This window comes from Paractinoplanes abujensis, assembly GCF_014204895.1.
Lineage (GTDB): Bacteria > Actinomycetota > Actinomycetes > Mycobacteriales > Micromonosporaceae > Actinoplanes > Actinoplanes abujensis.
In genome coordinates, this window is sequence record NZ_JACHMF010000001.1 from 2,949,213 (window position 1) to 2,971,665 (window position 22,453).

Below are 22,453 nucleotides of genomic sequence, written 5' to 3' on the forward strand. Positions count from 1 at the left end.
AGTGAGGGCTCGCTGGGGTGCCGTGCTGTTCGGCATCGGCGTCTTCGCCGTGGTCATTGCGGCTGGTTGTGCGTTCTACGTCGCGCCTTCGGTGGCGCGTCTGCCTTACGATTTGGCGCTGTGCAAGCCGGACCAGTCGTCGGACTGTCTGCGTCCGAGCGTCGCCGAGGCCAAGGACGCCAAGTTCCTGCAGACCAAGGGCGGGCCGGACGTGCCCACGCCGGTCGTCGCGGTGCAGACCGGCACGCTGCGGTCCACCACCGAGATCTCTCCCCAGGTCGACCTGACCGCCGAGGAGATCAAGAACGACGACACGGTCATCTGGAACGGCTACGGCACGGTCAAGTGGGTCGAGACCGACGAGATGGTCAGCCAGTACAAGGCCGGCCTCGCCATCGACCGGGACACCGCGGCCGCCGTCGACTGGTCCGATCAGTTCCTGCAGGACGCCGGTGAGGACGCGCCGTCCGAGGTCAACTTCGCCGGGCAGCTCTACAAGTTCCCGTTCGGCACGGAGAAGAAGGACTACGAGTACTTCGACCGTGACTTGCGCAAGGCGGCGCCGATCCAGTACCAGGGCACCGAGGAGATCGACGGCCTGGAGACCTACAAGTTCCAGCAGACGATCCCCGACACCCCGCTGAACTTCACCGAGGAGCGGCTCAAGGGCCTGCTGGCCACGTTCGCCCCCGACGCGGCCGGCGGCCAGGTCAACTACAGCAACACCCGGACCATCTGGGTCGAGCCGGTCTCCGGCACCTTCATCAAGGTGCAGGAGCAGCAGAAGAAGACGCTGATCCCCGAGACGGGCGCGCCCACGGCCCTGCTCGACGGCAACTTCATCTACACCGACGAGACGGTCGCGAACAACGTGAAGTCCGCCGGCGAGACCAAGAGCAGCGTCCTGCTGATCAGCCGCTACCTGCCGATCGGCCTCGCGGTCCTCGGCGCCCTGCTGCTCATCATCGGCCTCGTCATGGTCACCACCGGCCGCCGCAACTCCGCCCGGCACCGCGCCGAGGAGATCACCGGCGCCGAGGCCGACGCCAAGGCCTGACCCCCCGTACGTCGTGCGGGAGCCTTCATGGCTCCCGCACAGCCTCCCCACCACCGCGTTGTCCCCGATGGCTGCGATCATGAGATGTGGCCGAGGGCGACTCGATCCGGCGGCTCGCCGCGCGGCTGAACGCCTCGCTCGGCGGGCGTGACGTGGTGGCCGCCCAGTTCTGGCGGGGCGGCTTCGAGGGCGGCCGCCTGCTCACCGTCGCCGCCGCCGGCAAACACCTGCTGATGCGGTTCAGCGGCGGCCAGACCGTACACAGTCACCTGCGCATGCAGGGATCGTGGCGGATCCACCGGCCGGGCTGGCGGCCCGGACCGGCCACCGACCGGATCCGCGCCTGGTTCGACTTCGGCCCGGCCGGGGTGCTCGCGGCGCACGCCATGCCGGTGCTGCAGCTGCTGCCCACCGCCCGCGAGGACCTGGCGGTGGGCCACCTCGGGCCGGACATCCTCGCCGAGCAGTGGCCCCGGCAGCGCCCGGCCGCGGCCACCGCCGTCGCCGCCGATCCCGGCCGGCGGATCCGCGAGGCGTTGCTCGATCAGCGCAACGTGTGCGGGATCGGCAACCTGTGGGCCGTCGAGGGCCTGTTCGTGGCGGGGGTGTGGCCGCACACGCCGGCCGGCGCCGTCGACGCCGACCGGGTGCTCGAACTGATCGGCCGGATGATGCGACTGGGCCTGCGCAACGGCTCGCAGAGCACCACCGGCGACCTGCGCCGCGGCCGGACGCACTGGGTGTACGGCCGGTACCGGCGCCCGTGCCGCCGCTGCGCCACCCCGGTCGCGTTCGTCCCGGCCGGCCCCGGACCGTACGACCGGGAAACGTGGTGGTGCCCGTTCTGCCAGCCGGACCCGTCCCCGCCGGTGTGACGTACGAACGCGACGCCCGTGGTCGCGCCGGTCGGGTCTGCAGGTCCTGCCGTGTCGAAGCAGTGACTGTCCGTAACTTTACGAACGCTTCGAGTTCTGGTGACCTTGCGTAGTCGTTACTGAACGTGTAGTGCAGCACCTTTTCCGCAACCGGGAGATGGCTGATCCGGGGCGGGGAGGCGTCGATCTACCGGGCGTAGCGAGACGCCCCCGACCAAGGAGTTCCAGTGAACGCCACCGCCAACGCCCCCGTCGTGTTGATCGCCGAGGATGACGAGGACATCCGGGACCTGATCGCCTGGAAGCTCGAAGTGGCCGGATTCCGGACGCTGCACGCCGGCAACGGCAGGACCGCGGTCGAGCTGGCGGCCGAGCACCAGCCGGACGCGGCCGTCCTCGACATCACCATGCCGGTCATGGACGGGCTCGAAGTGTGTCAGAACCTGCGGAGTGAGCGGGGCACAGCCACCATTCCGGTGCTGATGCTCAGCGCCCGCGTCAACGAGAGTGACATCGAGTCCGGCTTCGGCGCGGGGGCCGACGACTACCTGACCAAGCCGTTCCACCCGCAGGAGTTGCTGCGCCGCCTGGAGGGCCTGCTCAGCGCCTCGGCCGGGTAGGAATCTTTTCGACACCTTTAAGGCCCTGTTATGACAACCCCGGTTAGTTTCCTGCTCGACAGACGGACGAGCCGGGGAGGTACAGCATGTTGCCGGTCATGGTCACCGACATGGGCGCGGGGCGGCACCCGCGCCGGGGGCGGTCGCTCGAGATGCTGGCGGGCCGGCGACTGGAGTACGTGCGCCTGGGGCACGCCTTCGTGCTGAGCTTCGCCGGGGGCGGGCAGGTGCTGGCCGAGACCGCGATCCAGCTGGCCACGCCGGGCGCCGGGCGCATCGTGGCCGAACCGGGCGATCACCCGTCCGACGCCCTGGCCACCCTGCTGGGCGACGAGGTCGTCGCGGCCCGCACGGGCGACGTGGGTGAGCTGCTGCTGACCTTCACGAGCGGCGCCGAACTGCTGATCTGCCCGCACGCCGACGTCGAGTCGTGGGCCGTCACCTCACCCGACGGCTTCCTCATCGTGTGCCTGGCCGGCGGTGAGACGGCCACCTGGGGGGAGCAGTAAGAACGCCGAGCAGGAAGAAAAACGGAGCAGCCCCCGTACGGGAACTGCTCCGTCTTTTTCTGGTGGATCAGACCAGGTCGAAACGGTCCGCGTCCATGACCTTCGTCCACGCTGCGACGAAGTCGGTGACGAACTTCTCGGTGGCGTCGGCGCTGGCGTAGACCTCGGCCAGGGCCCGCAGCTGCGAGTTGGAGCCGAAGATGAGGTCGACCGCGGTGGCGGTCCACTTCACCTCGTCGGTGGCCAGGTCACGGATCTCGTAGACGTGCTCGCCGGACTCCGCGGCCTTCCAGCGGGTGCCCGGGGAGAGCAGGTTGACGAAGAAGTCCGTGGACAGCACGCCCGGCTTGTCGGTGAGCACGCCGTGCGACGCGTCGCCGAAGTTGTTGCCGAGGGCGCGCAGACCGCCGACCAGGACCGTCATCTCGGGGGCGGTCAGGTTGAGCATGTAGGCGCGGTCGACCAGCAGGATCTCGGGCTGGGTCTTCTCGCCGGGGCGCAGGTAGTTGCGGAAGCCGTCGGCCCGCGGCTCGAGCACCTTGAACGACTCGACGTCGGTCTGCTCCTGGGTGGCGTCACCGCGGCCGGGGTGGAACGGCACAGTGACCTTGACGCCCGCGTCCAGCGCGGCCTTCTCGACCGCGGCCGAACCGGCCAGCACGATCAGGTCGGCCAGCGAGACCTGGGCGCCGCCGGCCGCGTTGAACTCCTGCTGGATGCCCTTGAGCTTCTCGACCACCGGCGCGGCGGAGGCGTTGATCTCCCAGCTGCGCTGCGGCTCGAGGGCGATGCGGGCACCGTTGGCGCCGCCGCGCTTGTCGGTCGAGCGGAACGAGGCGGCCGAGGCCCACGCGGTCTGCACCAGCTGGGCCACCGTGAGGCCCGAGTCGAGCACCTTGGCCTTGAGCGCGGTGACGTCGGCCTCGCTGACCTGGGCGCCCGACGCGGCGGGAACCGGGTCCTGCCACAGCTGGGGCTCGGCCACCCACGGGCCGAGGAAGCGGCTGACCGGGCCCATGTCACGGTGCAGCAGCTTGTACCAGGCCTTGGCGTAGGCCAGCGCGAACTCGTCCGGGTTCTCCAGGAAGCGCCGCGAGATCTTCTCGTACGCCGGGTCCATGCGCAGCGCCAGGTCGGTGGTGAGCATGGTCGGCTTGTGCTTCTTGGCCGGGTCGAAGGCGTCCGGGATGATCTCGTCGGTGGTCTTGGCGACGTACTGCTTGGCGCCGCCGGGGCTCGTGGTGAGCTCCCACTCGTACCCGAAGAGGATCTCGAAGAAGCGGTTGCTCCACTGGGTGGGCTTGTCGGTCCAGGTGACCTCGAGGCCGGACGTGATGGTGTCCTTGCCCTTGCCGCTCTCGTACGTGCTCAGCCAGCCCAGGCCCTGCGCCTCGATCGGCGCGCCCTCGGGCTCGGGGCCGACGTGGCCGTCGGCGACGCCCGCGCCGTGGGTCTTGCCGAAGGTGTGGCCGCCGGCGATCAGCGCGACGGTCTCCTCGTCGTTCATCGCCATGCGGGCGAACGTCTCACGGATGAAGTGAGCCGCCGCAACCGGGTCGGCGCTGCCCTTGGGGCCCTCGGGGTTGACGTAGATGAGGCCCATCTCCGTCGCGCCGACGCCCTCGGACATCGTCTTCTCGGAGGCGTACCGCTCGTCGCCCAGCCACGTGTCCTCGGGACCCCAGAAGATCTCCTCGGGCTCCCACGTGTCGACGCGGCCGAAGCCGAAGCCGAAGGTCTTGAAGCCCATCGACTCCATGGCCACGTTGCCCGCCAGCACCAGCAGGTCGGCCCACGAGATCTTCTGACCGTACTTGGCCTTGACCGGCCACAGCAGGCGGCGGGCCTTGTCCAGGTTGGCGTTGTCGGGCCAGCTGTTGAGCGGGGCGAAACGCTGCCCGCCGTCACCCGCGCCGCCGCGGCCGTCCTGGATGCGGTAGGTGCCCGCGGCGTGCCAGGACATGCGGATCATCAGGCCGCCGTAGTGCCCGAAGTCGGCCGGCCACCAGTCCTGCGACGTGGTCAGCACCGAGATGATGTCGGCCTTGAGGGCTTCGACGTCGAGCTTGGCGAACTCCTGCGCGTACTGGAAGCTCGGGCCGAGCGGGTTGGCCTTCGACGAGTGGGCGTGCAGCACCGACAGGTCGAGCTGGTTGGGCCACCAGTCCCGGTTCGTACGGGGGCGGCCGCCGGTCTTGGGGGTCGGCGAATCGATCGCCGGGTTCTCGCTCTCACTGCCGTGGGCGGTCACGGAGTCGTGGGCGACCGGACAGCCGGCCGCGTCTCCGAGTTGGGCGTCGCTCATGATTTTCCTTCCGAACAGTCGGGACAGGTGCCCCAATAGACGACCTCCGCCTCGTCGATCACGAAGCCGTGAGCGTCCGAGGCGGTAAGACAGGGCGAGTGGCCGGCCGCACAGTCGACGTCGGCGATCGCGCCGCAGGAGCGGCACACGACGTGATGGTGGTTGTCCGCCACCCGGGTCTCGTAACGGGCGGTCGCGCCGGCGGGCTCGATGCGCCGCACCAGCCGGGCGTCGGTGAGCGCGCGGAGCACGTCGTAGACCGCCTGATGGGAGACCGTGGGAAGGTCGGCCCGGACCAGCGCGATCACCGTTTCGGTGTCGACGTGCGGGTGGTCACGAAGCGCCGCGAGCACCGCCAGCCGGGGCCGGGTCACGCGCAACGATACCGCCCGCAAACGCGCTGCGAGGTCGGACGTCACGGGAAGACCTTAGACCCCTTTTCTGGAACAGATCAAGTTTTTGACCCGGCCTCGATGCGGACCCCGCCCCGGTTACGAGACCGGCGCTAGCTGCCGAGAGCGTCGCGTTCGGCCTTGATCGTGGTGTCGTCGCCGTGACCGGTGTGCACGACCGTGTCGTCGGGGAGGGTGAACAGCTTGGCCCGGATCGACGCCACGATCACCTCGGCGTCGGAGTAGGAGCGGCCGGTGGCGCCGGGGCCGCCCTGGAACAGGGTGTCGCCGGTGAAGACGCAGCCCAGCGCGGGGGCGTACAGGCTGACCGCACCCGGGGCGTGGCCGGGGGTGTGCAGCACGGTGAGGCCGAACGGGAGCTGCTCGCCGTCGGTCAGGTCACGGTCCCACGTCACCCCGGCGCCGTGGGTCAGTTCCCACAGGGGGCGCTCGGCCGGGTGCAGCAGGATCGGCGCGCCGGTGCGGTCGCGCAGTGCGGGCGCCACCCGTACGTGGTCGTCGTGGGCATGGGTGCAGATGATGGCGCGAACCGTGCGGGCACCGGTCACGGCCAGGATCGCGTCGACGTCGTGCGGCGCGTCGATCACCACGCACTCGGTGTCGTCGCCGACGACCCAGACGTTGTTGTCCACGTCGAAGGTCTGACCGTCGAGGCTGAATGTGCCGGACACGACACCGTGGTCCACGCGAGGCTGCATGCCGCTCACCCTACCGATTCCTTTCCGGCTCCCCCGCGGTCCGTACCGGCGGGATCGTCGTTCTCGGAGCCTGCCCTGGAGGCACGCTTCGCGACCTGACATGCCGTTCCCCGGGAAGGTACGCGACAATGAGCCGGCACGGACATTGACCGACCTTTGAAAGGACGCCCGCCTTGGCCGGTGGACTCGTAGCCCTGCTGGATGATGTGGCGGTGCTGGCCCGCGCGGCCGCGGCCTCCATCGACGACGTCGGGGTGGCCGCCGCGAAGGCCGGCGCCAAGGCCGCGGGTGTGGTCATCGACGACGCCGCGGTCACGCCGCAGTACGTGCGGGGCCTGGCCGCCGAGCGCGAGCTGCCGATCATCAAGCGCATCGCGCTCGGCTCGCTGCGCAACAAGTTCCTGATCATCCTGCCGGTGATCCTGCTGCTCAGCCAGTTCGTGCCGTGGCTGCTGACGCCGATCCTGATGCTCGGTGGCGCCTACCTGTGCTTCGAGGGCGCCGAGAAGGTCTGGGCCAAGGTCTCCGGCCACGGCGGGCACGGTGACGAGGCGGCCAAGGACGAGAAGACGCTGATCTCGGGCGCGGTGCGCACCGACCTGATCCTGTCGGCCGAGATCATGGTCATCACGCTCAACGAGGTCATCGACGAGCCGTTCTGGTCGCGGCTGGCCATCCTGGCCGTGGTCGCGCTGCTGATGACCGTGGTCGTCTACGGCGCGGTCGCGCTGATCGTGAAGATGGACGACGCCGGCCTGCGCCTCTCGGACGGCCCGGGGGCGGTCGCCGCCTTCGGCCGCGGGCTGGTCAAGGCCATGCCCAAGGTGCTCACCTTCCTGACCGTGGTCGGCACGGCCGCCATGCTCTGGGTCGGCGGGCACATCCTGCTGGTCGGCACCGACGAGCTGGGCCTGCACTTCCTCTACGAGACCGTGCACCACGTGGAGGAGGCGGCCCACGACGCCACCGGCCCGCTCGGCGGGGTGGTCGGCTGGCTGGTCAACACGATCTTCAGCGCCGTCCTGGGCCTGATCGTGGGCGCCCTGATCGTGGTCGTGCTGACATACACCCTGCACCGTCGGAAGAAGGACGAGCACACCCCGGCCGAGGAGCCGGCCGCGCAGCCGGGCGAGGGCCCGCAGCCCTAGGGTGTTTGCCTCACGAACCGCCGCTCCGGGCCGAACAGGGGGATAGCGAAGCCCGCGGCCGGAGCGGGACAGATGAGGCGGACGGTGACGATGGGCGTGGAGAGCACGGGGCCACAGCTGCCCGAGCTGCCCACGGCCGACGCGCACTTCGCCGTGCTCTCCTCGACCGACCGCACCCGCGTCAAGCGGATCTACCTGGCCGACGACGAGACGACGGTCATCTCGAAGGAGTTCCGCGGTGCCGCCGGCCCGATGCGCCGGCGGCGGGAGCACGCGCTGCTGATGCGCCTGGCCGGGCTGCCGGGTATCGGCGGGCTCGCGCCCTGGACCCATCCCGACGCCGAACTGCTGGTCGACGTGGGCGGCCGCACCCTGGCCTACGCCGCGGCGGCCCACGAGATCGCCCTGACCGAGGTGCCGCGGCTGGCCCACCGGCTGGCCCGGATCATCGCGGGCATGCACTCGCGCGGAGTGGTGCACAAGGACATCAACCCGGCCAACATCCTGCTCGACGACACCGGCCGGCCCGTGCTCGTCGACTTCGACGTGGCCAGCCTGTTCAGCGAGGACCAGACCGGGTTCGGCGACCTGCGGGAGATCGACGGCACGCTGGCCTACCTGCCCCCGGAGCAGACCGGGCGTACGGGGCTGCCGGTCGACCACCGCGCCGACCTGTACTCGCTCGGCGCGACCCTCTACGAGCTGGTGGCCGGGCACCCGCCCTTCCCCCACGACGACGACCTGCAGCTCGTGCGCGATCTGCTGCTGCGCGTGCCGGTCCCGCTGACCCAGGTGCGCCCGGAGACCCCGCCGATGCTGTCGGCCATCGTGGCCCGGCTGCTGGAGAAGGAGCCCGACCGCCGCTACCAGAGCGCCGAGGGCCTGGCCCACGACCTGGCCCGGATGCGCGAATGGCCGGAGACCACGTTCCCGCTCGGCGAGCGCGACTTCCCGCTGCGGCTGACCGCACCCTCGCTGCTGGTCGGCCGGGACACCGAGGTGGTCGCGCTGCGGGCGGCCTGGGAGGAGGCGGTGCTCGGCGGCAAGCGCGGCCTGTTCGTCGCCGGCCCGCCCGGCTCCGGCAAGTCCGCCCTGATCAACGCGTTGCGCCGGCCGGTGGCGACGCGCGGCGGCTGGTTCGTGACCGGTCGCGCCGACCCGGTCCGCCAGGGCGCCGCGGCCGGACCGGTGCTGCGGGCGCTGCGCCGGCTGGGCCGGTTGCTGCTGGCCGAGCCGCGGGACGCCCTCGACTCGCTGCGCACGTCGCTGCTGGCGGCGCTCGGCCCGAACACGGCGCTGATCGCGGTCGCGCTGCCCGAGTTCGGCACGTTGCTCGGCGGGAGCGCGGCCCCCGAGCCCGCCGGGGCCGAGGACACCGAGGTCGGCGTACGGCTCCGGCAGGCCGTGGTGGCTCTGCTGTCCACCGTCGTGAGCCGCCGCCGGCCGCTGCTGATGGCCGTCGAGGACCTGCAGTGGGCCGACCCGACGTCGTTCGACCTGCTCGATGGCATGCTGACCGAGCCCGGCCTGGAGGGCGTGCTGGTCGTGGCCACCTACCGCCCGGACGAGGCCGACGCCGCGGCGGTGACCCGCTGGGGCGACGACGTGCCGCTGCTGCGTCTGGACAACCTGCCGCTCGCGGCGGCCGGTGAGATGCTGCACGAGATGCTGCGGCTGCCCGCCGACGACGCCGACCGCCTGGCCGGACTGCTGCACCCGTGGACCGGTGGCAACCCGTCGGACACCCTGGAGCTGGTCAACGCGCTGCGCCGCGGGGGCTCCCTGGTGCTGGGCGAGGACGGCTGGCGCTGGGACGACGAGCTGATCCGGCGGCAGGCGTCCCGCAGCGACGTGACCGGGCTGCTGCGGGACCGCGTCGACAACCTGCCACCGGAGACCCGGCGGGTGTTGCGGGTGCTGGCCCTGCTGCCCGACAACGAGCTCCTCAATACTGTGTTCGCCCTGGCCGCGGGCCTGCCACCGGCAGCGCTGATGGCGCTCATGTACCCGGCGCTGGAGGACGACCTGGTCGTCATCGCGACGTCGCCGGGCAACGCGGCGGCGCCGGCCCACTCGGTCTTCCGGCACCAGCGGGTCCGCCAGGCGGTGCTGGCCGGGATGTCCGACGACGAGCGGCGGCGGATGCGGCTCGACATGGCCCGCCGCCTGGCCGCCGAGCCCGGCACCGAGGTGCTGGCGGCCGAGCAGTACCTGGAAGCGGCCGGTCTGGTCACCGATCCCGTCGAGGGCCGGGTCATGGCGGCGCTGTTCCGGGTGGCGGCGGAGAGCGGCGCCGCGGCCGCCAACCACGAGGCCGCCGAGCGGTTCGCGGCGACCGCGATCGAGACGTACGCGGGGCTGGGCGTGGCCGACGACGACCCGGCGCTGCTCGACGCGTACGCCCGCCGGCACCGGGCGCTGCACCTGCTGGGGCGGCTCGACGAGGGTGACGCCGTCTACGCCCGCATCGCCCGGGCCCAGACGGATCCCGTACGCCTGACCGCCGTCACCGTAGTCCAGCTCAGCAGCCTGGCCCAGCGGTCCCGGCAGCAGGAGGCGCTCGACCTGGGCAAGGAGCTGCTGACCAGGCTCGGTGACGAGCTGCCGGGCCCCGAGTTCGGCCGGCTGGTCCCCGGGCTCAGCCGTGAGCTGCTGGCCTGGAGCGAACGCCTCGACCTGTCCGCCGACCTGTCCCGGCCCGAGGACGGGGACCCGCTGGTGCTGGCCCGCACCCGCGTCTACGGCAAGCTCATGCCGATGTGCTTCCTGCTCGGCGACCGGCTGATGGGCGCGTGGGTGCTGATCCAGAGCTGGCGGATGTGGGTCCGCTACGGCCCGTCGGCCCAGCTCGGCGCGACGATGACCTCGATCGGCATGATGCTGCTGCAGAACACCGGCGACTACCGGGCCGGCACCCGGATCGGCCGGCACATCCTGCGGGTCGGCGAGAGCCGCGACTACGAGCCGTTCACCTCGCTGTCCCGCTACCGGTTCGCGATGCAGCTGCAGGTGTGGACCGAGCCCATCGAGGACACGCTGGCCGAGCTGCGCCGCAGTTACGACGGCCTGGTGCGCGGGGGCGATCTGGAGATGGCGAGCGGGGCGTGGAACGCGATCCTGCTGGCCCAGCTCGAGACGGCGGCCACCCTGGACGAGTACCAGGCCGACGTCGAGGCGGCGCTGGCCTTCGACGTGCGTACGGGGAACGAGTTCTTCGGCGCCGTGGTGATCGCGCACCGGCAGCTGGCCCGCGCGCTGCAGGGCCGCACCGTCTCGGGCAGCCTCGACGACGCCGGCTTCACCGAGACCACGCACCTGGCCGGGAAGCCGCCGCAGGCCCTGACCACCAGCGTCTACCACCTGTGCCGCGCGCTGGCCGCCGCGGTGTTCGGCGACGAGGAGGCGCTGCGCCGGCACGCCGCCCCGGCCCGGCGCGCGATCGGCGTCCTGCCCGGTTACCTGGTCACCCAGGCCCACGTGCTCTCGTCGCTCGCGAACGCCACCCGGCTGCACGCCCTGCCCCCGGCCGAGCGCGTGGGCGACGCGGGGACGGCCGAGGTGGTGGACAGCCTGACCTGGATGCGGGAGCGCGCCGAGGACTGCCCGGCCAATTTCGGCCACCTGGCGCTGTGGCTGACGGCCGAGGAGGCCTGGCTGCGGGGCGACCTGTCCGCCGCGTACGTGTCGTTCGACCACGCCGTGCAGGCCGCGCAGACCCGGCAGCGACCCTGGCACGCCGCGCTGATCCTGGAACGGGCGGCCCGGCTGCACTTCTCGGTCGGGCTGGAGGCGGGCGGGCGGCTGCACCTGGCCGAGGCCCTGCGCGTCTACGAGGAGTGGGGCGCGACCGGCAAGGTGGCCCAGCTGCTGGGGACGCACCCCGCGTTGCGCCCGGCCGGGCGGGCCCCGCGGGGCCGGTCACGGGCCACGGGCGGGTTGCGCTCCGACGCGCTCGACACCATGGCGATCCTGCGGTCGTCGCAGGCGCTGAGCCGGGCCACGAACCTGGGTGAGCTGCGCGCGGCCATCGTGGAGCAGCTGACCGCGCTGACCGGGGCGTCCGAAGTGGTCCTCGTGGTGCGCCGCGAGGACGGCGAGTGGTTCCTGCCGGGCGGCCTCGAGGGCGCGATCGAGCTCGACGTGGAGGGGGCCGAGGTCTACGGGCTGCTGCCGGTCAGTGCCGTCCAGTACGCCGTCCGCACCCGCGAGATGCTGCTCGTCGAGGACGCCACCCGGGACGACCGGTTCGCCCGCGACCCGTTCCTCAGCGGCGCCGGGCGCTGCTCGCTGCTGGTCGTCCCGGTACGGCACGGCGACACCGTGCAGGCCGTGCTGGTGCTGGCCAACAAGCAGATCAGCGGGCTGTTCACGACCGACCGGCTCGACGCGGTCAAGCTGATCACGGGGCAGCTGGTGGTGTCGCTCAACAACGCCATGTTCTACGCGTCGATGGAGGCGCGGGTGGCCGAGCGCACGCACGAACTGGCCGAGGCCAACGCCAAGCTGGAGGAGCTGAGCCAGACCGACGCGCTGACCGGGCTGGCCAACCGGCGCCGCTTCGAGCAGGCGCTGAGCGCGCACCACGACCGGCTGCGGCACTCCGGGCTGCCGTACTCGGTGCTGATGGTCGATGTGGACTTCTTCAAGAAGTACAACGACCGCTTCGGGCACCAGGCCGGCGACGAGTGCCTGCGCAAGGTGGGGACGGCGCTGACCGGCACGATCCGGGGCGGCACCGACCTGGCCTGCCGGTACGGCGGCGAGGAGTTCGTGATCCTGCTGGGCGACGCCGATCCGGACATCGCGTCGACGCTGGCCGAGCGGGTACGGGCCGGCATCCGCGGGCTGCGGATCCCGCACCCGGACGGGCCGGGCGGCTACGTGACGGTCAGCATCGGAGTGGCCGTCGCCCACGGTCCCGACGACGACACGGTGCTGGGGCGGGCGGACGCGGCCCTGTACGACGCCAAGGCCGCGGGCCGCGACATCGTCCGCGTCGCCGCCCCGGTCCTGTCCTGACGCCCCGCCCGCAGCTCTCCGGCTGTCCGAACTGTCGCGACGTCAGCGCATGAAGGCGTTCTTGGCCGCGTTGAGCCACAGGGCCTGGCCCGCCGCGTTCGGGTGGATGCCGTCCGGGACGAGCGACCGCAACGGCCGCTTGTCCGCCGAGAACTGCTGGTGCGCGTCGATCGTCGTCCAGCCGTGCTCGCCGGCCATCCCCTTGATCGTGCGCAGTCGCACGTTGTGCGCGTAACGCTCCAGCGAGTTCTTCAGCGGCGCGCCCTCGGGGTTCTGCAGCACCGGCACCACGTCCGGGGTGGGCCACAGCCACGTCAGCCGGTCGGCCAGCCGCTCGTACGTGGGGTAGGCCGTGGCCCGGCCCTCGTTGTGGCTGTAGCTGAGCAGGAACAGGTCACCGCCCTGCGCGGTCATCTTGTCGAACCGGTTGCCCTGCAACGGATAGCCGGCCTTGGCCCCGCCGACGCTGCCGTTGTAGAACGACAGGGTGAGCCAGCCGTTGCCCTCGCTGAGGACGACCGGGGCCCCGTACGCCTGCTTCTTGTGATCCCACTGCCGATAGGTGGTGCGGTAATGCGGGTAGCGCTCCGCGATCCACGCCGACAGCCGGTAGAACCACTCCGTCTTGTCGTTGCCGGTCGAGTCGCCGAGCAGCGTGATCGTGGCGTTGCCCCAGCCGTTGGAGAGCTGGTCCATCAGCTGACCGGGGGCGCCGACGGCCAGCGGCACCGGGGCCTGCTTCGTCGTGTCCTTCACACCGGGTCTGGGGGCCGCTTCCGCGGTGGTGTGCGCGTAGGCGACGGGTGCGGCAATGATCGCGGCCAGCGCGAGGGCGCCGACGGCGGTGGCACGGAAAGCCATGGAGGGGCGGGCTCCTGGGGTGCTGACGAACCTGATGAAAAGCGCTCAAGGAACGACGTATCGAAATGGGCGGCTAAGGCTAGCGTTGGTGATCTTGGATGCACCAGCGCGGTGCGGCCATCAACGGATGACGTTCCCGGCGGTCCGGCATCGTCCGTTCGGCCAGACCATGTCGACATCCGTCAAGACGACAGGTGCTCATCACTCCACGACACCAACATCAACGACGTCTGTCACTGTCACCCACCCGAAGGGCGACATCCCGGCCGCGGCTGACCCCCCAGGCAATCTCCCAGGTACGTGGGTTACAGTTCGCGGCGAGGGGAGTACCTCAAAAGGAACGTTGCGGTCATCACGGGCATCTCGGATGCCCCCGTGCGTTCGCCTGCCGCTTCGACGGGGCAGGTGAGGGAGACCTCGGACGATGGCGCACATCTCCGAGGAGGCTTTCCCATGGCGCATAGTGTCACCCTGGCCGCACCGCTCGAGACCATCGCGTCGCCCCTGCTCTGGGCGATCAGCATCGCGGTGCTGATCGGCCTCCTGGTGGCCGACTTCGTGGTCACCCGCCGGCCGCACGAGGTGCCGATGCGCGAGGCCGTCGGCTGGTCGGTCTTCTATCTGGCCCTGCCCGCCGTCTTCGGCCTGGTGCTCTGGTGGGCGTACGGCAGCCGCCCGGCGATCGAGTTCTACACCGGCTTCGTGGTGGAGAAATCGCTGTCGGTCGACAACCTGTTCGTCTTCATGCTGCTGCTCACGGCGTTCGCGGTGCCCTCGGCCCTGGCCCAGCGGGTCCTCCTGTACGGCATCGCCGGCGCCCTGGTGCTGCGTGGCGTCTTCATCGCCCTGGGCGCGGCCGTGCTGCAGGCCGGCACGTGGGCGTTCCTGCTGTTCGGGGCGGCCCTGCTGCTGACCGCGGTCAAGGTGCTGCGCGACGCCCGGCGGGACGAGAGCCACACCATCGACATCGATCAGATGCGCAGCGTCCGGGTGATCCGCCGGTTCTTCCCGGTCACGAAGGAGTACCACGACGGCAAGATGATCGTCCGCGAGGCGGGCAAGCGGGCCCTGACCCCGCTGGCTGTGGTGGTGGTCGCGGTGTTCATGACCGACATCGTGTTCGCGGTCGACTCGGTGCCGGCCGTGTACGGCGTGACCGAGGACCCGTATCTGGTGTTCGCCACGAACGCGTTCGCCCTGATGGGTCTGCGCGCGCTCTACTTCGTGCTGCGCAACGTGCTCGACAAGCTGCGCCACCTCGACTACGGCCTGGCCATCATCCTGGCCTTCATCGGCGTCAAGCTGGTGCTGCACTGGGCGCACGGCATCTGGACGTGGCTGCCCGAGGTGCCGACCCTGGCCTCGCTGGGTGTCATCGCGGTCACCCTGATCACCGTCACGATCACCAGCATGATCGCCAACAAGCGGGAGGCGGCGGCCGAGCGGGTGGCGGCCGAGACCGATCCCGTCGCGGTGGGGCCGCACGCCGAGAACCGCTGACCCGGCTCCCCCGCCGCCCCTCTCAGCCGTCGAAGGCCGCCCGACAAATCGGGCGGCCTTCGCTGCATTTCGGATATGTCCGCTCACCCGGAAGCCGATTCGCGCTCCCCCGGTTGTGCGATCTTTCAAACCGGTTTAGGTTCACGATCAAACCGGTTTAGTTACGCGCAGGTTTCCGGGCGGTTCCGCATCGAGGAGGCGGCATGACCAGGTCCGAGCGACCGACGATCGTCGACGTCGCCCGCGCCGCCGGCGTCTCCAAGGGCACCGTCTCGTTCGCGCTCAACGGCCGCCCCGGCGTCGCCGAGGAGACCCGGCAGCGCATCCTCGACGCCGCCCGCGACCTCGGCTGGACCCCCAGCCACCAGGCCCGCGCGCTGTCGGTCTCACGCGCCTTCGCCGTCGGCCTGGTGCTGGCCCGCGAGCCCGAACTGCTCGGCGCCGACCCGTTCTTCCCGGCCTTCATCGCCGGCGTGGAGCGCACCCTGTCCGACCGCGGCCAGGCCCTGGTGCTGCAGGTCGTGCCCGAGGCGCAGGAGGAGGCGGGCTATCGCCGGCTCGCCGCCGACGGCCGGGTCGACGGGGTGTTCCTGCTCGACCTGCGCGTCGCCGACCCGCGCATCGCCCTGCTGGCGGAGCTGGGCCTGCCCGCCGTCTCCATCGCCCGGCCCGAGGTGCCCAGCCCCTTCCCGGCCGTACTCGTCGACGACCGTCCCGGCATCGCCGCCGCCGTAGGACACCTGGTCGAGCTCGGCCACACGACCATCGCGCACGTCGCCGGCCCGTCGCACTTCCTGCACGGCCGCGTCCGCCGCCAGGCGTTCGAGCAGGCGGTGAAGGACGCCGGTCTTCGGCCGGGCCCGGTCGTGGAGGCCGACTTCTCGGCGGCCGGGGGCGCCCGGGCCACCCGCGAGGTCCTCGTGCACAAACCCACCGCGATCGTCTACGCCAACGATCTGATGGCGATCGCGGGTTTGTCCGTGGCGTCCGAACTGGGCGTCGTCGTCCCTGCTCAGCTGTCGATCACCGGGTTTGACAACACCGATCTCGCGGCATATGTCAGCCCACCTCTGACCACCGTCCGCACCGACCCGTACCTGTGGGGCCGGGCGGCCGCCGACGCGCTTCTCGCGTCCATCGAGGGCGGAACGGTCGACGACGTTCCGGTCCCTGCCGCTCAACTCGTCGTCCGGGCGTCCACCTCGCCCATGCTCCCCGCTGTTTGATCGGAGAAACGATGAAACGCACCCTCCCGGCAGTCCTTCTCACCGCAACCCTCGCCCTCGCCGCCGGCTGTGACGGCAGCGGCGGTGGCGACGCTTCCCAGGCCAACGCGGCCTCCGGGCCCATCACGATCTGGCTCTCCAACAACTCCGAGGAGCTGGCCTGGGGCAAGGCCATGGTTGAGTCGTGGAACGCCGCGCACGCCGACCAGAAGATCACCGCGCAGGAGATCCCCGCCGGCAAGAGCTCGGAGGAGGTCATCGGCGCCGCCATCACGGCCGGCAACGCGCCGTGCCTGATCTTCAACACCGCGCCCGCCGCGATCCCGCAGTTCCAGAAGCAGGGCGGCCTGGTCGCGCTGGACGAGTTCGACGGCGCCGCGCAGTACATCACCGACCGTACGGGCGACACGGCCGAGCAGTACAAGTCACCGGACGGCAAGTTCTACCAGATGCCGTGGAAGTCCAACCCGGTGATGATCTTCTACAACAAGGACATCTTCGCCAAGGCGGGCCTCGACCCGGAGAAGCCGGCCCTTTCCACGTACGACGAGTTCCTCACCGCCGCCCGCAAGATCAAGTCTTCGGGCGCGGCCCCGGCGGCCATCTACCCGGCGCCCTCCAGCGAGTTCTTCCAGTCCTGGTTCGACTTCTACCCGCTGTTCGCTGCCGAGACCGACGGCAAGCAACTCGTGGCGGACAAGAAGGCGCAGTTCAACAGCCCCGAAGGCCAGAAGGTGGCCGACTTCTGGAAGACGATCTACGCCGAGGGCCTGGCCCCCAAGGAGCTGTACAACGGCGACTCGTTCGCCGACAAGAAGGCGGCCATGGCCATCGTCGGCCCGTGGGCCGTCGCGGTCTACGGCGACAAGGTGAAGTGGGGCGCGGTGCCCGTGCCGACCTCCACCGGCAAGCCCGCCGAGCAGGTCAAGACGTTCAGCGACGCCAAGAACGTGGCCATGTACTCGGCCTGCCAGAACCGGGCCACCGCGTGGGAGGTCATCAAGTTCGCGACCAGTCAGGAGCAGGACGGCAAGCTGCTCGACGCGACCGGTCAGATGCCGCTGCGCAAGGACCTGCAGACGGCCTACCCGGACTACTTCACCCAGAACCCCGCGTACAAGCAGTTCGCCGACCAGGCCGCCCGTACGGTCGAGGTGCCCAACGTGCCGAACTCCGTGGCCATCTGGCAGGCGTTCCGCGACGCGTACTCGGAATCGGTGATCTTCGGTAAGCAGCCGGTGGCGGATGCCTTCTCCGGTGCCGCCACGAAGGTCGACGAGCTGGCCAGCGGGTCCTGATGACGGCCGCCCCGATCGAGGGCGGTGTCCGACGCAACCGAGTGGCGGCCTTCTTCGGCCGCCACCCGGTGGGCATGATCCTGTCTGCCCCCTACGCCGTCTACATCGCCGTAGTCTTCGCGTACCCGCTCGGGTTCTCGTTGTGGATCAGCTTCCACGACTACTTCTTCGCCGCACCCGGCGCCGTCGTCGACCACCCGTTCGTCGGGTTCGACAACTACAAGGCCGTGCTGACCGACCCGGCCGTACGGCAGTCGTTCGGCAACATCGGCATCTTCCTGATCATCAACGTTCCCCTGACCGCGGCGCTGGCGCTGATCCTGGCGGTCGCGCTCAACCGCGTCGTGCACGCCCGCACCTTCCTGCGGGTGGCCTTCTACGTCCCGTACGTGACCGCCAGCGTCGCCGTCGTGGGTGTGTGGCTGTTCCTGTTCAACTCGGGCGGCCTGGTCAACTCGGTGCTCGGCCCGTTCGCGCCCGACCCGTCCTGGCTGGTCAACGAAGGCCTGGCCATGCCGGTCATCGCCCTGTTCGTGGTGTGGAAGCAGCTCGGCTTCTTCATCCTGCTCTACCTGGCGGCGCTGCAGAACGTGCCCAACGAGCTGTACGAGTCGGCCTCGGTCGACGGCGCCAACGGGTGGAACAAGTTCTGGTCGATCACCGTCCCGGCCGTCCGCCCGGCTACCGCGCTCGTGGTGATCCTGGCCCTGATCACCGGAGCCAACCTGTTCACCGAGCCCTACCTGCTCACCGGGGGCGGCGGCCCGAACGGCGCGTCCACCTCGCCGGTGCTGCTGATGTACCAGCGCGGCCTGCAGCAGGGCGAACCCGACTTCGCGGCCGCGCTCGGCGTGATCCTGGTGATCGGCGTGCTGATCGTGGCGCTGATCAACCGCCGGTTCATCGAAGGGAAGGACTGACATGGCCCGCCGGCCTGCCGCTGTGCGTTACGTCGTCCTCTTCCTGGGCGCGCTGATCTTCCTGTTCCCCTTCTACTACATGCTGATCGGCTCGCTGCAGTCCGAACCGGACACCTCGATCGGCGGCGCCTTCCCCACCTCGGGGCTGACGTTCGGCAACTACGCCGACATCAACTCGCGCGTCGACCTGGTCGGCTCGCTGATCAACTCCGGGGTGTTCACCGGTGGCGTGCTGCTGTGCACCGTTGTGTTCGGGGTGCTGGCCGGATACGCGCTGGCGCGGCTGCAGTTCCGGGGCCGGGGCACGCTGTTCGCCCTGGTCCTGCTGGTCCAGGTGATCCCGTTCCAGCTGCTGCTGGTGCCGCTCTACGTGCTCATCGTCCGCGGGTACGGGCTGGCCGACTCGTACCTGGGAATGATTTTGCCCTTCGCCATCAACACGACCGCCGTGTTCGTCTTCCGGCAGTTCTTCCTGCAGCTGCCGGACGACCTGTTCGCCGCGGCCCGGCTCGACGGCGCGGGCGAACTGCGGATCCTGCGCTCGGTCGCGCTCCCGCTGGTGCGGCCGGCGCTGCTGACCGCGGTGCTGCTCACCTTCATCGGCCCGTGGAACGAGTTCCTGTGGCCGTTCCTGATCACCAAGCAGGCCGACATGCAGCCGCTCGCGGTCTCCCTGGCCAACTACATCAGCAACGTCTCGTCCCGGGCGGCCAACCCGTTCGGCGCGATCCTGGCCGGCGCGTGCGTGCTGGCCGCCCCCGCGGTGGCGCTGTTCATCGCCTTCCAGAGGCAGTTCACCTCCACCGACATCGGTTCCGGCGTGAAAGGCTGACATGGTTCCGTACACCCTGACCCGGCTCGGCGTCGTCATGGCGCCCGAGCCCGGCAACCCCCTCGAGGCGGAAGGCGTCCTCAACCCGGCGAGCGGGCGCACCCCCGACGGACGGTTGTTCCTGCTGCCCCGGCTCGTCGCCGAGGGCAACGTCTCGCGAGTCGGCCTGGCCGAGGTCGTCCTGCGCGACGGCGTCCCCGTGGCCGTGGAACGCCGCGGCGTGGTCCTCGCCCCCGACATGGGCTGGGAGCGCGGGCTGTCCAATTCCGGCGTCGAGGATCCCCGTACGACGTGGGTGCCCGACCTCGGGCTGCACCTCATGACGTACGTCGCCTTCGGTCCGCTCGGGCCCAAGCTGGCGCTGGCCGTCTCGGCCGACCTGCACTCGTGGGAACGGCTCGGGCCGGTGCAGTTCCAGTACCAGGCCGACCTCGACACCGACCTGAACCTGTTCCCCAACAAGGACGCGGTGTTCTTTCCCGCACCGGTGCCCGGGCCCGACGGCCGTCCGTCGTTCGCGATGCTGCACCGTCCGATGTGGGACCTGGGCTGGCTGCGGCCGGGCGAGGGTGTGCACCTGCCGGCGGGCATCACCGACGAGCGGGCGGGCATCTGGATCTCGTACGTGCCGGTGGACGAGGTGCTCGCCGACATCCGGGCGCTGACCCGGCCGCGTCACCACCGCTGCGTGGCCATGTCGCGGTACGCGTACGAGGAACTCAAGATCGGCGGCGGGCCTCCCCCGCTGCGGGTGCCCGAGGGCTGGCTGCTGATCCACCACGGCGTCACCGGCTACGTGCCGTCGGGCTGGGACCCGACCGGGCAGGACGTCACGTACGCGGCCGGGGCGATGCTGCTCGACCCGTCCGACCCCGGACGCGTCATCGACCGTACTCCGGAACCGATCTTCATCCCCGAGACCGAGGACGAGTTGTCGGGCGTGGTGCCCAAGGTCGTCTTCCCCACCGCCATCGAGGAGATCGACGGCGTCCACTACGTCTTCTACGGCATGGCCGACAGCAAGATCGGCGTTGCCCGCCTCGATCGAGTCCCTGAAGGAGCGCGTGATGAAACGCAGGTCCGTACTGTTGGGCAGCGGATTAGCCCTGACGGCGCCACTTCTGACGTCCACGCCGTCTAGCGCTGCGGCTCCCCTGACCAATACCGCTCACCTCGACTTCCTGCGCGACACCGTCACTCCGCCGGCGCAGGCGGGGCATTCGACTGCGGCCGGGCCGGTCGGCGTGTTGTGGACCTACGCCGAACCCGACCCGGACGGCACGTTCCGGCGGATCGGGGGCGGGCCCTATGACGCGACCACGGACACGTACGGGCAGGGCGCGTTCAATTCGGACGACATCGCGCGGGCGGCGGTCGTCTATGTGCGGCACTTCAAGCAGACAGGGTCGGCGTCCAGTCGCGCGGCTGCTCATGCGTTGTTGCGCGGTCTTGCGTACTTCCAGACGTTGACCGGGCCGCATGCGGGCAACTTCATCCTGTGGATGCAGCCGGACGGGACGTTCAACCCGAGCCCGGAGCCGGTGGAGTTGCCGGACCCCTCCGACAGCGGGCCGTCGTACTGGCTGGCTCGGGCGGTCTGGGCGCTGGGTGAGGGGTACGCCGCTTTCCGGTCCTCCGATCCCGGGTTCGCGGCTTTCCTGCGGCAACGGCTCGAACTGGCGCTCGGGGCGCTCGAACCCGTGCTCGCTCGTTACCGGACATACCAGGTCATCGACGGACAGCGGTTGCCCGCGTGGCTGATCGTGGACGGAGCCGACGCGACCGCCGAGGCCGTGCTCGGGCTTTCCGCGTACGTGTCCGCGGGCGGGGCCTCGGCCGCGGCTCGTCGCGCGCTTCGGCAGTTCTCCGAGGGCATCGCGGCCCTGGCCGGTGGCGGTCCGCGCACGTGGCCGTTCGGCGCCGTGCTGCCGTGGGCGTTGTCGCTCTCGGACTGGCACGCGTGGGCCTCGCAGATGCCGGCCGCGCTGGCCCGCGCGGGCACAGTGCTCGACGACGCTCGTTTGGTGCACCCCGCGGTCACCGACGCCGCCGTCTTCACGCCGTGGCTGCTCACCTCGGGCGGCCCCGACAACGGCCGGCTGCCCGCGCGCATCGACCGCAACCAGATCGCGTACGGGGTCGACTCACGCCTGCAGTCGCTGCTCGCCGTGGCCGCCACCACCGGCCGCGCGGGCTTCCGGCGACTGGCCGGCATCGTCGCGTCCTGGTATTTCGGCGCCAACGCCGCGGGGGCGCCCGCCTACGACCCCGCCACCGGCCGGACGGTGGACGGCATCGCCGCCGACGGCACGATCAACCGCAACGCCGGCGCCGAATCCACCATCCACGGGCTGCTCAGCATGCTGGCCCTGGACGCCCACCCCGACGTCGCCGCCCAGGCCCGCCAAGGCACCGCGATCATTGAACGCGTCGGCTCCACCACGGTCGAGGCCGAGTCAGCGGCGCTGACCGGCGGGGCCACAGTGGTCACCCCACCATCGGCCTGGACCGGCGAATCCCAGTACAGCGAGGGCAAATACGCGCAGCTCCCGGCGGGTTCCACCGCTCGCTTCACCCTGCCCGCATCGTCGCAGCCCCAGCTGGTCATGCCGATCGTCGACCGGCAACCCGGCAGCAACGCCACCACCCGATGGACGTCGGGCGGCCGCGAACTGGGCACCATCAAGCACCGCGGCGGCGCGCAGGGCAAATCCCCCGCCCCCGGCGCCCTGCTCCCCATCACCCTGAACGCCGAACTACCGACCGGCCGCACCGACCTGGTCGCCACATCGACCGGCGGCCCCGCCGTCGTGGACGCCGTGCTGCTGGAGCCGCTGATCTCGCGCTACGTGATCGGCAGTTCCGGCCGGGCGACGGCTCTGCTGCGCAGCGCCGCCCAAACCCCGCAAACCGTGAACGTGACAGTCGCCGGTTCGGGTCCAGCCACGATCGAGACGTACGACGCCGGCGGCGTCCAACGTTCCCGTTCCACCGCATCCGGTTCGGCCGTACGGGCGCTGGTCCTGCCCGGCGGTTTTTCCATCGTCCGCCGGTAGTCCCCGGGTGGCCGTCACTTCCGAGCGACGGCCACCCGCCTGCAACTGCCCAGCCGCGCCCACCCAGCGATGGCCGCCCAACCGCGGTCACCCAGCTATCGCTGCCCGGCTGTGAT

At 70.7% G+C, this 22,453-nt stretch carries 17 protein-coding genes; 13 read left to right on the forward strand and 4 right to left on the reverse strand.

The genetic code is table 11. The features are described from left to right. Window position 1: 1 nt before the first annotated feature. From pgfA to BKA14_RS13285, 4 genes are all read left to right on the forward strand, one after another. Window positions 2-1,057 carry a cell envelope lipid trafficking protein PgfA gene (gene pgfA / locus BKA14_RS13270; protein ID WP_184951232.1) on the forward strand — a complete coding sequence of 352 codons (1,056 nt, stop codon included), beginning with the start codon at window positions 2-4 and terminating at the stop codon, window positions 1,055-1,057. Between the two features lie 86 nt (window positions 1,058-1,143). After that, window positions 1,144-1,932, forward strand: coding sequence for a DNA-formamidopyrimidine glycosylase family protein (locus tag BKA14_RS45015; protein WP_184951233.1), 789 nt, complete (start codon window positions 1,144-1,146; stop codon window positions 1,930-1,932). A gap of 227 nt (window positions 1,933-2,159) precedes the next feature. Next, window positions 2,160-2,552: a response regulator transcription factor gene (locus BKA14_RS13280; RefSeq protein WP_184951234.1), complete on the forward strand. Its 393-nt coding sequence runs from the start codon at window positions 2,160-2,162 to the stop codon at window positions 2,550-2,552. 86 nt (window positions 2,553-2,638) lie between these two features. Beyond that, window positions 2,639-3,061 carry a DUF6188 family protein gene (locus BKA14_RS13285; RefSeq protein WP_184951235.1) on the forward strand — a complete coding sequence of 141 codons (423 nt, stop codon included), beginning with the start codon at window positions 2,639-2,641 and terminating at the stop codon, window positions 3,059-3,061. A gap of 67 nt (window positions 3,062-3,128) precedes the next feature. Here BKA14_RS13285 and katG read toward each other — a convergent pair whose 3' ends face one another. The 3 genes from katG to BKA14_RS13300 all read right to left on the reverse strand — a co-directional run bounded on the left by katG (window position 3,129) and on the right by BKA14_RS13300 (window position 6,477). Beyond that, a complete protein-coding gene (katG, locus tag BKA14_RS13290; RefSeq protein WP_184951236.1) occupies window positions 3,129-5,366 on the reverse strand; it encodes a catalase/peroxidase HPI in 2,238 nt (745 codons plus the stop codon). Further along, window positions 5,363-5,785 carry a Fur family transcriptional regulator gene (locus tag BKA14_RS13295; RefSeq protein WP_184951237.1) on the reverse strand — a complete coding sequence of 141 codons (423 nt, stop codon included), beginning with the start codon at window positions 5,783-5,785 and terminating at the stop codon, window positions 5,363-5,365. The genes katG and BKA14_RS13295 overlap by 4 nt, the downstream gene beginning before the upstream one ends. Before the next feature lie 86 nt (window positions 5,786-5,871). After that, the gene (locus tag BKA14_RS13300; protein WP_184951238.1) at window positions 5,872-6,477 is read right to left on the reverse strand and encodes an MBL fold metallo-hydrolase; all 606 of its coding nucleotides are present in this window, start codon (window positions 6,475-6,477) and stop codon (window positions 5,872-5,874) included. Window positions 6,478-6,650: 173 nt separating this feature from the next. Here BKA14_RS13300 and BKA14_RS13305 point away from each other — a divergent pair, with 173 nt between their 5' ends. Together BKA14_RS13305 and BKA14_RS13310 are read left to right on the forward strand one after the other, a co-directional pair. After that, on the forward strand, window positions 6,651-7,625 hold the full coding sequence (locus BKA14_RS13305; RefSeq protein WP_184951239.1) for a DUF808 domain-containing protein: 975 nt from the start codon (window positions 6,651-6,653) through the stop codon (window positions 7,623-7,625). 72 nt (window positions 7,626-7,697) lie between these two features. Then, entirely contained in the window at window positions 7,698-12,644 is a 4,947-nt protein-coding gene (locus tag BKA14_RS13310) for a diguanylate cyclase (RefSeq protein ID WP_184951240.1), read from the forward strand. A gap of 42 nt (window positions 12,645-12,686) precedes the next feature. On the opposite strand, the gene BKA14_RS13315 is transcribed toward BKA14_RS13310, so the two are convergent. Continuing rightward, a complete protein-coding gene (locus BKA14_RS13315) occupies window positions 12,687-13,505 on the reverse strand; it encodes an SGNH/GDSL hydrolase family protein (RefSeq protein WP_184951241.1) in 819 nt (272 codons plus the stop codon). Between the two features lie 453 nt (window positions 13,506-13,958). Between BKA14_RS13315 and BKA14_RS13320 the strand changes: the two genes are divergently transcribed. From BKA14_RS13320 to BKA14_RS13350, 7 genes are all read left to right on the forward strand, one after another. Continuing rightward, window positions 13,959-15,005, forward strand: coding sequence for a TerC/Alx family metal homeostasis membrane protein (locus BKA14_RS13320; protein WP_184951242.1), 1,047 nt, complete (start codon window positions 13,959-13,961; stop codon window positions 15,003-15,005). Between the two features lie 203 nt (window positions 15,006-15,208). Next, a complete protein-coding gene (locus BKA14_RS13325) occupies window positions 15,209-16,231 on the forward strand; it encodes a LacI family DNA-binding transcriptional regulator (RefSeq protein WP_184951243.1) in 1,023 nt (340 codons plus the stop codon). 11 nt (window positions 16,232-16,242) lie between these two features. Continuing rightward, window positions 16,243-17,529, forward strand: a complete 1,287-nt coding sequence (locus BKA14_RS13330) for an extracellular solute-binding protein (RefSeq protein WP_184951244.1) — start codon at window positions 16,243-16,245, stop codon at window positions 17,527-17,529. Next, on the forward strand, window positions 17,529-18,449 hold the full coding sequence (locus tag BKA14_RS13335) for a carbohydrate ABC transporter permease (protein ID WP_184951245.1): 921 nt from the start codon (window positions 17,529-17,531) through the stop codon (window positions 18,447-18,449). The genes BKA14_RS13330 and BKA14_RS13335 overlap by 1 nt, the downstream gene beginning before the upstream one ends. A 1-nt stretch (window position 18,450) precedes the next feature. Beyond that, window positions 18,451-19,281, forward strand: coding sequence for a carbohydrate ABC transporter permease (locus tag BKA14_RS13340; RefSeq protein WP_203722630.1), 831 nt, complete (start codon window positions 18,451-18,453; stop codon window positions 19,279-19,281). Window position 19,282: 1 nt separating this feature from the next. Beyond that, complete coding sequence (locus BKA14_RS13345; RefSeq protein WP_203722628.1) at window positions 19,283-20,422, forward strand: glycoside hydrolase family 130 protein; 1,140 nt, start codon at window positions 19,283-19,285, stop codon at window positions 20,420-20,422. Continuing rightward, window positions 20,349-22,337 (forward strand): hypothetical protein, encoded by a 1,989-nt coding sequence (locus BKA14_RS13350; protein ID WP_184951246.1) that lies wholly within the window; start codon window positions 20,349-20,351, stop codon window positions 22,335-22,337. The genes BKA14_RS13345 and BKA14_RS13350 overlap by 74 nt, the downstream gene beginning before the upstream one ends. The last annotated feature ends 116 nt before the right edge of the window (window positions 22,338-22,453 follow it).